This is a genomic window from Paenibacillus sp. IHB B 3415, from assembly GCF_000802655.2.
Classification (GTDB): domain Bacteria; phylum Bacillota; class Bacilli; order Paenibacillales; family Paenibacillaceae; genus Paenibacillus_AQ; species Paenibacillus_AQ phytohabitans.
Genome location: NZ_JUEI01000016.1, coordinates 1 through 12,694 on the forward strand (window position 1 = coordinate 1; position 12,694 = coordinate 12,694).

General features: G+C 47.1%; 10 protein-coding genes and 1 CRISPR repeat array. Of the genes, 9 read left to right on the forward strand and 1 reads right to left on the reverse strand.

Annotation, left to right across the window (positions count from 1 at the left end; translation table 11 throughout):
• Positions 1-803: 803 nt before the first annotated feature.
• The 8 genes from QW71_RS08720 (at position 804) to QW71_RS08755 (ending at position 11,281) form a co-directional block, all read left to right on the forward strand.
• The gene (locus QW71_RS08720) at positions 804-3,125 is read left to right on the forward strand and encodes a CRISPR-associated helicase/endonuclease Cas3 (RefSeq protein WP_047013691.1); all 2,322 of its coding nucleotides are present in this window, start codon (positions 804-806) and stop codon (positions 3,123-3,125) included.
• A 22-nt stretch (positions 3,126-3,147) separates the two neighbouring features.
• On the forward strand, positions 3,148-3,813 hold the full coding sequence (gene cas5c, locus QW71_RS08725) for a type I-C CRISPR-associated protein Cas5c (RefSeq protein WP_039296294.1): 666 nt from the start codon (positions 3,148-3,150) through the stop codon (positions 3,811-3,813).
• Position 3,814: 1 nt separating this feature from the next.
• A complete protein-coding gene (cas8c, locus tag QW71_RS08730; protein ID WP_052769938.1) occupies positions 3,815-5,713 on the forward strand; it encodes a type I-C CRISPR-associated protein Cas8c/Csd1 in 1,899 nt (632 codons plus the stop codon).
• The gene (gene cas7c, locus QW71_RS08735) at positions 5,710-6,573 is read left to right on the forward strand and encodes a type I-C CRISPR-associated protein Cas7/Csd2 (protein ID WP_039296296.1); all 864 of its coding nucleotides are present in this window, start codon (positions 5,710-5,712) and stop codon (positions 6,571-6,573) included. The genes cas8c and cas7c overlap by 4 nt, the downstream gene beginning before the upstream one ends.
• A gap of 11 nt (positions 6,574-6,584) precedes the next feature.
• Entirely contained in the window at positions 6,585-7,259 is a 675-nt protein-coding gene (gene cas4, locus QW71_RS08740; RefSeq protein WP_083442474.1) for a CRISPR-associated protein Cas4, read from the forward strand.
• An 8-nt stretch (positions 7,260-7,267) separates the two neighbouring features.
• Entirely contained in the window at positions 7,268-8,296 is a 1,029-nt protein-coding gene (cas1c, locus tag QW71_RS08745) for a type I-C CRISPR-associated endonuclease Cas1c (protein ID WP_039296299.1), read from the forward strand.
• Positions 8,297-8,312: 16 nt separating this feature from the next.
• Positions 8,313-8,603: a CRISPR-associated endonuclease Cas2 gene (cas2, locus tag QW71_RS08750; protein ID WP_039296300.1), complete on the forward strand. Its 291-nt coding sequence runs from the start codon at positions 8,313-8,315 to the stop codon at positions 8,601-8,603.
• Positions 8,604-8,774: 171 nt separating this feature from the next.
• Positions 8,775-9,867: a CRISPR direct-repeat array (repeat unit 32 nt; unit sequence GTCACTCCCCGTGCGGGAGTGTGGGTTGAAAC).
• A 280-nt stretch (positions 9,868-10,147) separates the two neighbouring features.
• Positions 10,148-11,281, forward strand: a complete 1,134-nt coding sequence (locus tag QW71_RS08755) for a diguanylate cyclase (RefSeq protein ID WP_235441427.1) — start codon at positions 10,148-10,150, stop codon at positions 11,279-11,281.
• A 3-nt stretch (positions 11,282-11,284) separates the two neighbouring features.
• Here the strand turns inward: QW71_RS08755 and QW71_RS08760 are convergent, their stop codons facing one another.
• On the reverse strand, positions 11,285-11,860 hold the full coding sequence (locus tag QW71_RS08760) for a CGNR zinc finger domain-containing protein (RefSeq protein ID WP_039296304.1): 576 nt from the start codon (positions 11,858-11,860) through the stop codon (positions 11,285-11,287).
• A 271-nt stretch (positions 11,861-12,131) separates the two neighbouring features.
• On the opposite strand from QW71_RS08760, the gene QW71_RS08765 reads away from it, so the two are divergent.
• Positions 12,132-12,626 (forward strand): DinB family protein, encoded by a 495-nt coding sequence (locus tag QW71_RS08765; RefSeq protein ID WP_039296306.1) that lies wholly within the window; start codon positions 12,132-12,134, stop codon positions 12,624-12,626.
• Positions 12,627-12,694 lie beyond the last annotated feature (68 nt).

The window sequence follows — 12,694 nt, forward strand, 5'->3', positions numbered from 1 at the left end:
GCCAATACAGGAGCAACGGCAGGCACATACACCGTCGCTCCCCGTGCGGGAGTGTGGATTGAAACCATGCTGTTCACCTCTTATCGTTATTAGTTTTTGTCGCTCCCCGTGCGGGAGTGTGGATTGAAACATCACATCCCGGGTCAATCCGAACCTCTCCTGGTAGTCGCTCCCCGTGCGGGAGCGTGATTTGAAACAGGTTAAAGGCCTTTTTGTCGATGCCTACTTCGAGGTAGCTCCCCATGTGGGAGTGCAAAATTTGCGCTGCACTTAATATAGAGCGTCCCCTCACTGGGCGTGAATCTAACTGCCAGTCCGTTCTAACATCCAAAGGCTGCTTTCAAAAAGGCATAAAAAAAAGCTATCCCCAGAATGAATATGGAGATAGCTTTTTTGTGCAAACCTTTAACCACAAGTTTCAATCCACGCTTCCTTACAAGAAGGGAGCGACAATAGTACTTCACTTATATTATACGGAGGGGTGAAAGGTTGCAAGAAATCACGGTATGGGATATTTCGGATTATATTGGATTTTTATGTATACACCAGATTGATAATGAGTTAAGATGAATTCGAAGATAAAAAATATTAAACTTTTAAACACAAGAAGATGTTAATTCAAAAGGCAGGATATTCTTTATTGCTTTTCAATATAATATGATTTTATTTTATTTGGCTTCTTTAGACACCACTCAACAACTTGTTCAACAAAATGATTATATTTATGGAAAATAAAGCTAGGATATTGAAAACTATTGGAGTATTAGTAAAGATAGTTCTTCTAGCATATAAGGAGGTGAATAATGTACTACGCGCATAGCACGGATACTACGGATAAGAGCGATTGGCAGTTGTTGTTAGTTCATTTGAAGGAAGTTGCAGTACTGACAGCGGAATTTGCCCAGAAGTTCGGAATGGATCAGTGGGGCTATTTAGCCGGGTATCTGCACGACCTTGGGAAATACTCTGAGGAGTTTCAGCGGAGATTGGAGGGGACGAGCAAAAAGGTAGATCATGCAACAGCAGGAGCTAAGGAAATCATGAAGTTTGGATCTAATCAACGAATGGCTACAATCTTATCCTACATCATCGCTGGTCATCACAGTGGATTGCCTGACTATGGTACGGTTTCTGGAGCGGATGCTTGTCTTTCACGCAGATTGGAGAAAAAGCTGAAGGATTATAGCGCAGCTTTTAGTGAGATCAAGATTCCGGAATTGCCGGTACAGTTTTCATTGCAACCGGGAATATCAGCATCTTTTCAGATGTTTTTTCTGACACGAATGCTCTTTTCTTGCCTAGTCGACGCGGATACCTTGAACACAGAACGCTTCGCTAGTCCCAGCCAAGCGAATAAGAGAGGAGTAGCGGCTAACTTTCCTGTCCTGCTTAAACGGTTTCATAATCATATGGCGAATCGATTCTCTAAGCCCAGCAAGCGGATAGATTATTACCGGGCAGAAATATTCAACGAATGTATGGGCAAAGCCAAACTGTCCAGAGGTTTATTCTCGTTAACCTTACCTACCGGCAGCGGCAAAACATTAGTTTCACTGGGCTTTGCTTTGGAGCATACAGTCCAACATCCGGAGTTACAGCGTATTGTGTATGTTATTCCGTATACGTCCATATTAGAGCAAAATGCTGCTATCTTCCGTGAGGTACTTGGAGAAGAAGTTGTGCTGGAACACCATTCCAATGTTCAGCATGAGACAGATGAGTCAGAAGAAGATGTAGATGACGAGAAGGCTGCTCACAGGCTACGTGACTTAAGAAGACTTTCCGAAGAGAATTGGGACATGCCGGTTATAGTAACGACAAATGTGCAGTTTTTTGAATCGCTATTTTCCCATAAGCGGTCCAAGGCCCGCAAGCTGCATAATCTTACAAACAGTGTCATCGTGCTGGATGAAGCTCAGATGATGAATGGAGCTTTTTTCAAACCTTGTATGTACGCTCTGGAAGAACTGGTACGAAATTATGGATGTACAGTGATCATGTGTACTGCTACTCAACCACCAGCCTCGGGTATCTTAAATAATTCCCGTGGGAGGCATGAAGTCAAGGTTAAGGAAATTGTGACTCAACCGGAACTGCGATTCCAGCAGTTTGAACGTGTGCGAGTATCCAGCCGGGGGATTATGAGCTTAGATAGCTTAGCAGGTGAGTTGAACAATTTATCTCAAGCGTTATGTATTGTTAATACTCGTAAGACAGCCCGTGAGCTATTCGAGACTTTGCAGCGACTACAGGACAGACCGTCAGATGCTTTTGAAGGATTGTATCATCTAAGTGCGAGAATGTGTCCTAAACACAGAATGGATATTTTAAAAGAAGTCCGCAAACGCCTTGAATCGGGCCAGCCTTGTCTGGTCATTAGCACCCAATTAATTGAAGCGGGAGTAGACGTAGACTTTCCAGAAGTGTTTCGTGAACTGGCTGGACTTGATTCGATTGCTCAGGCGGCTGGGCGATGTAACCGGAATGGAAAACTGTCTCATGGGGAAGTGCGTGTGTACGGGAAAGTGCATGTGTTTGAGCTGGAAAGGGGACTACCCAAGGGTTGGATGAGTTTAACAGGCAATTTAGCCAGAACTATTCTAAATGATAGTTTGAATAAGGGACTTGATCCACTATCCATCTCCGCAGTTAAGAGTTACTTTGCCGAGCTCTCCTCGTTTCAGCACATCGGCAGTACAGATTCTACGGATGGTAAGGAGATTATTGCCAAGATTGAAAGAGAGGGTAGGCAACTCGCTTTTCCTTTTGCTGAGATTGGCCGAGAATTTCGGATGATTGATGAGCAGTTGGAGCCAATCATAATTCCTTATAAGACTGACGAGGAAAAAGAGAAGGGCGTAGATGAAGATAAAACTGCATTCTCAATCCTGCTTAATCGTATTCGTTATGCTCCTCATTTAAGCAGAGAACTCCTGCGGCAGCTTCAGCCTTATACGGTACAACTCTATGTTTATGAGTACAATGCCTTTAAGCACGCCGGTGAATTGACAGAGATTCGTGAAGGAATCAGAGTGCTGGAACGGCCTGGAACATGGTATAGCCAACAAACCGGAGTTAAGCCTTATTCTGCTGAGTGTGCTGCGAGAGAAATTTATATTTTATAGTGGATGTAAGGAGGTGAAGGTTATGGGATATGGTATTAAGCTTCATGTGTGGGGAGATTACGCGTGCTTTACACGACCAGAAATGAAGGCAGAACGGGTCAGTTACGACGTTATCACGCCTTCGGCGGCTCGTGGTATCCTGGAAAGCCTGCACTGGAAGCCAGCTATCCGCTGGGTGATTGATCGTATCCATGTGCTGAACGAAATTAAGTTTGAATCCATTCGCCGTAACGAGACGGAATCAAAATTATCTGCCGCTACTGTAAAGTCAGCTATGAATGGCAAAACAAGCAACGTGCGTCAGATCGTGACGGAGGAACGACAGCAGCGCATGACCTTAATGTTGAAGCAGGTAGGATACATTATAGAGGCGCATTTTGAGATGACTTCTGAAGCTGGGGCTACGGACTCTCCAGAGAAACACTATAATATTTTTCTCCGGCGCGCCCGTTTAGGGCAGATGTTTCAGCAGCCGTATTTTGGCTGCCGGGAATTCCCGGCTAACTTTCAATTGATTGAAAGCGAGCAGCCGTTGCCCCCATCTGATTATGCAGGGACAGGGGAACGAGATTTACAATGGATGCTCTGGGATCTCGATTACAAAGCTAATATGGAAGCAAAGTTTTTCCGTGCTGTAATGAAAGATGGTGTTATTGAGGTGCCTAATTTGAGCAAAGGAGGGAAATGAGATGATTACCCAGTCACTGTACAAGCGCTATTTACAACTCTCCCAGGACCCGAGCTCGGATATGGCCCCACCGGGATACAGCACAGATAAGATCTCTTTTGTGCTAGAGCTTTCTGAAGATGGACAACCTCTTCGAATTCTTGATATTCGGGATAATACAGGCAAACGGCCGTTATCTATACCAATGAATGTACCAGAGCATGGAGCACGCTCCAGCGGGGTGAAACCATACTTTTTATCAGATAAAGCCGAATATATTTTGGGCCTGATTGAAAAAAGCGGAGTTCGCTCCACCTCGCTCAAGAAGTTTGAAGCCAGCCGCGAACTGCATCGTTCTCTGCTGCGTGATTGCCATTCACCTAACGGACTGGCCGTTCTGAATTTTTTTGAACGCTGGAATCCTGAAGAGCCGGAGGGGGATGAATTCTTTCAATTGGATCTGAACAATGTTCTTTCCGGTACAGACAACAACTTTATCTTCAAGCTACAAGGTAGCGATGCCTACGTTCACCAATCACCTGAGGTAGTAAGCATCTGGGCTAACTCCCGAAGAGAAGCCAAGGAAGGAACGGTATATGGGACTTGCCTGATCTCCGGTGAAGCCAATCGTCCCATTGCCCGCACTCATGAAATCAAAATCAAAGGGGTTGCGGATGCACAATCGATGGGGGCGAATCTGGTATCCTTTAATTTCCCTGCACTCCTGTCTTATGGAAAAGAGCAAAGCTATAACGCACCCGTGAGCGAAGAGGCTTCTGCGGGCTATGCCAAAGCATTGAATCATCTGCTTGCTTCCCGCGAGAACCGGCTAAGAGGTGTCGGTGATATGACTATTGTTTTCTGGGCGGACCGCCAGCCGGGGCAGGGAAAGGAATGGGCTGCTCAAGAGGAAATGTTCGGAAACTTTTTTGACAACGAGCCGGACGAGCAGCCGAGTGAAGATTCTCAAGGAACAGAACAGCTTAAGGACATTATGCTTCGTGTCCGCAACGGAATGACAGTTTCAGAAGATATGTTACCCGCTTCCCAAACATCATTTACCGTGCTTGGGCTATCACCGAATGTTGCCCGTCTGGCTGTTCGCTACTATTGGCAGGGGAGCTTTGGTTCACTCTTCGTAAAGTTAGCACAACATACTTCGGATATGGCAATGAGTCGACCTGGCGACAAACTGCCAGCACTGCCAAGTCTTTTTCGGGTAATGCGCGAAACGGTTCATGCAAATATGGATTCAGGCAAAATGAAGAGTGCAACTGCTTCAATGGCAGGGGCTTGGTTTCGTTCGGTGCTTCAAGGGAGTGCCTATCCTTACTCTGTATATGCGGCAATCATCGGACGGGTAAGGGTTGACGGAAGAATATCACCTTTCGGCGAGACTTCCGGGAGTGCATGGATTCGTGCTTCTGTCATTAAGGCGTACTTACTGCGGTATGCACGAATTAATAACAATGATGTTCTGAAAGGAGCACTGACGATGGAACTTAATGAGAATACAGAGACACAGCCGGTGGCGTATAGACTTGGTAGATTATTTGCTGTCCTGGAACGGGCACAGATCGAGGCCTCGGGGGGATACGGTAAATTAAACACGACGATTAAAGACCGGTACTTTTCTTCAGCATCTACTACTCCATTGGCCGTATTTCCGAACTTAATTCGTTTATCACAAGCACATATTTCTAATCCAAAGGCGAAATACGGGAAGTTCAGAGACCGGGATATCGGCGAGGTACTGTCCGGCGTTCCCAAGTTTCCAACCCATTTGAATCTTGAAGAACAAGGGCTGTTTATTCTTGGCTATTATCACCAGGCGCAGCATACCGGAAATAAATCAAGCGGTTCTGAAACAAGATCCATTACTATACCAGCCGAAGAAGAGAAAGGTGAGGATGAACAATGAGTACTCCTATTAACCGCCATGAATTTACGATCTTTTTTGATGTTAAGAATGGTAACCCGAACGGAGACCCTGATGCTGGAAATATGCCGAGAATTGATCCAGAGACAGGGCACGGAATCGTTACGGACGTATGCCTTAAGCGCAAAATTCGCAATTATGTAGAAGTTACAAGAAACGGACAAGAAGGCCATAATATTTATGTTTCTGAAGGTGCTGTACTCAATGAGCAGCATCGTCAGGCTTATCGTGCTTTGCGCGAAGAGGATACAGATAAATTGAAAGAGTTGAAACCTGCGGATAAAGCCGAAAGCTATAAACTTACCCGCTGGATGTGTGATAACTTTTTTGACGTTCGTACTTTCGGGGCAGTCATGACTACCAAAATCAACTGCGGACAAGTCCGTGGTCCTGTACAGTTTACCTTCGCCAGAAGCATTGACCCTGTATTTTCCCAGGAGTTAACCATAACTCGTCAGGCTGTCACTCAAGAAGGTGCCGATAAGGATCGGGAGATGGGACGCAAGCATATTATTCCCTATGGACTTTATCGTATGGATGGTTATATCTCGGGGCATTTGGCTCAACAGACAAACTTTACTTCAGAGGATCTGGAATTGCTGTGGGCTGCTATTGAGAACATGTTTGAATATGACCGTTCTGCCTCCCGTGGACAAATGGCACTTCGCAAATTGATTATTTTTGAACACAGTTCTGTTCTTGGTAACGCACCTGCTCATAAACTGTTTGAACGTATTCATGCGGAAAGTGTTCCCGGTGTACCAGCCAGAGACTATAAGGATTATCACATCACTATTGATAATGCGGATTTGCCTGAAGGCGTAAGTTTGATTGAGAAATAAGGCAGACAAGAATGAGCAATTATCCTGAAGATGAATATTTAATGCTGTCAGGCATTCAACACTTTGCCTTTTGCAGACGTCAATGGGCACTAATCCATTTGGAACAGCAGTGGCTCGATAATGTGCGAACCTACGAAGGGGATCTTCTGCATCGCAAAGCAGATAATCCATCGCTCCGTGAGACTAGAGGTAAGATTCTAATCTCAAGGGCAATGCCGCTGGTATCTCATGTTCTAGGAATTAGCGGGATTTCAGATGTAGTGGAGTTCCATGCCGAGGAGCCTTCAGATCGTTCGAACTTAGTCGCCAAGCTTCCAGGTCGAAAAGGCAAATGGAAGCCGTATCCTGTTGAATACAAACGCGGCAAGCCCAAGGCGGATGATTGGGACGAGGTGCAGTTATGTGCGCAGGCGATGTGTCTGGAAGAAATGCTTGATGTTACCGTAGAGGAAGGGGCTCTCTTCTACGGTCAACAGGAACGAAGGCGGGAAGTTGTGTTTAACGGGCAGCTAAGAGGGCGTGTGGAATATAATTTAAAGGAGATGAGGGCCTGCTTCGCTGAAGGATTAACACCTGCTCCAGAATACACCAAGGGCTGCCTCTCCTGTTCACTTTATGATATTTGTCTCCCAAAATTGAAAAGGGCTAACGTGGAACGTTATATGGGAACATTCTTTGAGGAGTAGGTGATACCATGAGAAAGTTGTTAAATACGCTGTATATCACTTCTCCCGATAGTTATTTATCCAGAGACGGAGAGAATGTGGTTATGCTTACAAATCAAAAAGAAAAGTTCCGTATTCCGGTACATAACCTTGAGGGAATCGTGACTTTCGGCTATACCGGAGCCAGTCCTAGTCTACTCCATTTATGCGCTGAGCGTGGAGTGGCATTATCATTTCTGAATGAACACGGAGGATTCAAAGCACGAATTCAAGGGAAAACCTCTGGGAACGTACTACTTCGGCGCAAACAGTATCGTTATGCTGACGGGCAGGAGGCTGTTCATATAGCCAAACGATTCATACAGGCCAAAATTATCAATTCCAGAAGTGTTGTCAACCGGGCGCTTAGAGATCATGGGGAACAGGTCAATAAAGAACTGCTATTGGATGTCTCTTCCGCTCTCAAACGATTGGCAGCATCTACTTCAAGAGTTAGTAATGCTGATCAGCTTAGAGGTGTGGAAGGGGAAGCGGCCAAGTTATATTTCAGTGCCATGAACGAGTTCATTCTGGTTGAGAAAAAAGCATTTCATATGGCAACACGAAATCGTCGTCCCCCAAAAGACCGCATTAATGCGCTGTTATCATTCTTATATACGCTGCTTCGTGTTGATGTGCAATCAGCTTTGGAGACTGTTGGATTAGATCCGGCTGTAGGTTTTCTGCATCGAGACCGCCCCGGTCGTCCTGGACTAGCTCTTGATTTAATGGAGGAATTGCGTGCTTATATGGCGGATCGACTAGCGCTGTCTCTGATCAACCGCAAGCAAATAACCGCCAAATCTTTCATCATTAAAGAAAACGGTGCGGTTATCTTGACAGAGGATGGGCGCAAGGAAGTACTTGGTGCTTGGCAAAAAAGAAAAATGGATGAAATAAAGCATCCATATCTGAATGAATCCATATCACTTGGTTTGCTCCCATATGCACAGTCTCTGCTTCTGGCAAGATACATCAGGGGTGATCTTAGCGACTATCCGCCATTTTTATTTAAATAGGAGGAAGCTGCAGCAAATGATGGTTCTAATTACGTATGATGTTCAAACCTCAACACCTGGAGGTCGCAGAAGGTTACGGCGAATCGCCAAGCATTGCCAAGATTATGGCCAGCGCATACAGAATTCCGTATTTGAGTGTGTTGTTGACCCAGTCCAGTTTAAGCAGCTAAAGCAAAAGATAGAATCAGAGATGGATAAAAGTAACGATAGCATCCGCTTCTATATGCTTGGAGCTAATTGGAAAAGAAAAGTGGAGCATATCGGAGCCAAAGAGAGTTATGATCCTGAAGGTTTTCTCCTCCTCTAAGAAAAGTGCGAACCCCAAGCGCACATGAAAATGCCGGGCGGTTCGCACCTCTTATGGGATAAGGGATTTACCTCATATTCTTAATCTTGATAAATGGTATTGGCAATTAATAAAGAGGTTCGCACTTTTGTGCCCTTTAACCCTTATGTAGCAAGGGATTATTGGGCATCTGTCACTCCCCGTGCGGGAGTGTGGGTTGAAACTCGTTCATGTCATACAGGTTATCGGCGTATTCCGCGTCACTCCCCGTGCGGGAGTGTGGGTTGAAACCTCCTGCTGTTCCGGTTGTTCCGGCTCCGCTATTGTCACTCCCCGTGCGGGAGTGTGGGTTGAAACTCTGTTATTGGCACTTCATACGATCCATAAAGCGTCACTCCCCGTGCGGGAGTGTGGGTTGAAACAAACTCTTGCTTCTCTTGTGCGGTCATTTCTTCAATGTCACTCCCCGTGCGGGAGTGTGGGTTGAAACCAGCGAAGATTTTTGAGCACACGGCCCACAAAGGTCACTCCCCGTGCGGGAGTGTGGGTTGAAACCAGCCGATTATCGACCAAAACCTTGAGAGGATTAAGTCACTCCCCGTGCGGGAGTGTGGGTTGAAACGCAGTATTGTAAATCTCATACCACGTACCTGTGCCGTCACTCCCCGTGCGGGAGTGTGGGTTGAAACCCGGCCCGGATCGGCACTGGCTAGATCCGCAGCTGTCACTCCCCGTGCGGGAGTGTGGGTTGAAACACAAACATCCTTGGAACCGGTAATAAGGTCTTCGTCACTCCCCGTGCGGGAGTGTGGGTTGAAACACCGGAACGTGCCCTTCCAGGTTCTTTTTGGCGGTTACTCCCCGTGCGGGAGTGTGGGTTGAAACATCTTTGCTCTCCAGTTGTTCCACAGTTTCCCTTGTCACTCCCCGTGCGGGAGTGTGGGTTGAAACTAGTCTAGGGCAATGATGACTTGAATGTCCCTGAGTCACTCCCTGTGTGGGAGTGTGGGTTGAAACGGTCAGGTGTTTGCTTTTAAAGCGGACAGCAAAGGGGCATTCCCTGTGCTTGAGTGTGGGTTGAAACGTATCTCATAGCCTCGTTTCTTGCTTCTGTCATAGTCACTCCCCATGTGGGAGTGTGGGTTGAAACTGCAATTGACCGCCCAAGCCATGTGTCTGGAAGAGTCACTCCCCGTGCGGGAGGTGTGGGTTGAAACACAACTATTACCAGACATTCACAGCAAAGAGGCGTGGGCACTCCCCGGCCGCCAGAGTGTGGGTGAAACAGAATCGTAAAATATTATCGGTGATGATCCCGTGTCATTCCCCTTACGAGAGAGAGCGTTAATTAAAAAGGGAGGGTAAAGGAAGGTTTTTTGATATAGTGGCGACCCTCCAAACGTAGTAAATCAATTCAACTCGAGCCCCAATCACCACGTTCCATGTGACTTGCTCAGATACCCAAAAAATCAGTACATATCCCACAAGTGAGTATCGTACCAGATCCATACATGTTAAAATAGTAGAAATGTGTTGATCAAATCTACATGCAGCGGGTGAATGGATTGAGATTAAGAGATTTCATGGGCCCCTCGGATACTTCCGCACAGCGGCAGGCCAAGTGGATCAAGCGTTTTTTGCGTACCTATTGGCTCGTGATTGCTCTGCATTTTGCTGCGCAGCTCTGGGCTTTTCTGTTTCTTTCATACCCAATGGGCCCGCATGAATTTTATTATGATGTCCTGCTGTATCCGACGCTGCTAATGAGTGCGGTTGTCGGGGCGACCCAGTTCGTTGATGCGATTGCGCCAAAATATTCCTTTGTCCTGCTGTTTGTGTCCGGGACCATTATTGCCATGATGATTATCCATCTGAATATGGATATCCGGATTATCGGGGCGCTGATGCTGCTGCCGATTTTTGCGTCGGCGATCTTTTTCCGGCTGGATCTGACCTTATTTACGTCTGCCCTGCAGGCGGCTGCGTTCTTCATTCTCTACCGCTGGGATTACTGGTTCAAATATTATCTGAATGATTTCGATCTGATTGCCATTCCGCTATTTCTGCTGGTGGGCACGCTGGTAGCCGGCATTATTATTATTAACGGGCGGGAGCTGGCGAGTGATCTGGAAGCGACACTGACCGCCAAGCAGAATCTGATGATCGAGAATGCGGTGATCCGCAAGCTGTCCACTACGGATGCACTGACCGGCCTGTACAATCATATCTCCTTCCATGAGTTCTACGACAAAGCGCTGGAGTACGGAAATCAAGGTGCGCCGTTTCATCTGGCCTTGATTGATATTGATAATTTCAAGCGGATTAACGATAAATACGGCCACCGTATCGGCGATGCAGTGCTGGCGCGGGTCGCGAAAGTGATTAAAGACAATATCTCTCCAGCGGATATTGCCTCACGTTATGGGGGCGAGGAATTTGCGATTCTGTTCTTTGAGAAGACATCCGAAGAAGCCTACGAGCTGGCAGACAGGGTACGTCAGCAACTGTCGGAGACTCTACATGAAGAGTTGGAGAATACTGCAGTGACCGTTAGTATCGGACTCAAAAGCTACTCCGAAGGAGCCACCAAAGAACAGCTGTTTGAGGAAGTGGATAAACTGCTCTATACTGCCAAAAAATCAGGCAAAAACACAACATTGACTCCCCTTCAGCAGACCCGTCATCTGCATTCTGTATAAAAGCTAGTCCGGCAGATTCCCTTCATCCTCCGCAGCCTTCTTGCGCGCCCGGAACCGTCTTACCTTCATCAGATTGCCGCACATCTTGTCATCGCAGTAGCGCTTTGAGCGGTTGCGGGTATCGTCGTAATAGACCCAGAGGCAGTCGGGATTCCCGCAGATGCGGAAGCGTGAGGATTCCTTCTCCAGTAATGCCGCGGCAAAAGAAGCGGCTATCTCCGCCATAATCTGCTCCCAGTCTGCACGCTGGGGAAGCAATGAAATACCGGCTTCGCCGCCGGTACCCCAGACTACTTTCCGCAGAACAGGCCCGTTGCTCATATATACATTCAGCTGTTCCAGCAGAGCTCTTTCCGTAGGTTGTCCCTGCACCAGCCGTTGTACCTCGTCCCATAATAATCCGCGCAGCTGCTTCAGCCGCTCCAGTTCAACCGGCAGAATCGGTGCTGCCGCAGGTAATTTCTGTGCCGCCAGCCATTCTGCCAGCCACTCCGGTTCATCCAGCCTATCCCGGTCCTTGCTCCGGTCGCCTGTCCGCCAATTCCGCCAGTAGCTGTTAATGAAATCCTCCCACAGCAAGCTGCATCTTTCCTTTCACCACGATGTTTCCTTTGATTGTAACAGTTAAAAATAAGTTTTGCTAGTTACTTGAAGCGCTCCGGCAAATATGCTACATTTCTAATGTAACCTTCATTCAGGTTGTTTAACCGTTACGGAATTCGGATTTTCTAAGCTCTGTAATCAGGGAGCGAATGCTCCGAGAAACGAAGCCGATGCTTTCGAAGCCTGCCTTACTGCGAAGAAACTCGAGGTGCATAGGCTCCGCAAAACTTTTTTAGGAGGGTGAAATATGCAAAATAAGATTAGCGATGTTCTGGTGGAGAACTGGGATTATGTGATGGATGTTGAGGATTGGCAGCCTCCGCTTAAGGACGCACTCGAAGGTGTGACTAGTGAACAGGCAAGCTGGAAGCCGGAGGGGGCAGCGGGCAATTCCATCTGGGAGACCGTCAATCATCTGACTTATTATAAGGAACGTCTGCTGCGCAAGCTTAAGGGCCTGGAGAAATTGCCTGACTTGGAGAGCAATGATGCTACGTTTACGGTAACGGAGAGCGGGGAAGAGGCGTGGAACCAGGCAGTTGCGAAGCTGAAGTCCGTTCATGCCTCTTTGCGGGAGATTATTGTAGCCCTTGAGGAAGGCGCTTATGAATGGGGCGGCTCCGGGCATGCGCCGGGCGAAGAAGTAATGAGTCTGATTCTGCATGATTCTTATCATACCGGACAGATCGTACTGGTCCGTAAGCTGCAGGGCTCCTGGCCAGGCCAACGCAGTTTTGACTAAAAGCTGATTTCCAGCAGAAACGGACGCTGTCCCTCAGGGCGGTGCCCGTTTCTTTTTGTTTCAGTCCG

Coding starts and splice junctions, on each gene's coding strand:
- QW71_RS08720 (WP_047013691.1), top strand. CDS start 804: ATGTACTACGCGCATAGCACGGATACTACGGATAAGAGCGATTGGCAG.
- cas5c (WP_039296294.1), top strand. CDS start 3,148: ATGGGATATGGTATTAAGCTTCATGTGTGGGGAGATTACGCGTGCTTT.
- cas8c (WP_052769938.1), top strand. CDS start 3,815: ATGATTACCCAGTCACTGTACAAGCGCTATTTACAACTCTCCCAGGAC.
- cas7c (WP_039296296.1), top strand. CDS start 5,710: ATGAGTACTCCTATTAACCGCCATGAATTTACGATCTTTTTTGATGTT.
- cas4 (WP_083442474.1), top strand. CDS start 6,585: ATGAGCAATTATCCTGAAGATGAATATTTAATGCTGTCAGGCATTCAA.
- cas1c (WP_039296299.1), top strand. CDS start 7,268: ATGAGAAAGTTGTTAAATACGCTGTATATCACTTCTCCCGATAGTTAT.
- cas2 (WP_039296300.1), top strand. CDS start 8,313: ATGATGGTTCTAATTACGTATGATGTTCAAACCTCAACACCTGGAGGT.
- QW71_RS08765 (WP_039296306.1), top strand. CDS start 12,132: ATGCAAAATAAGATTAGCGATGTTCTGGTGGAGAACTGGGATTATGTG.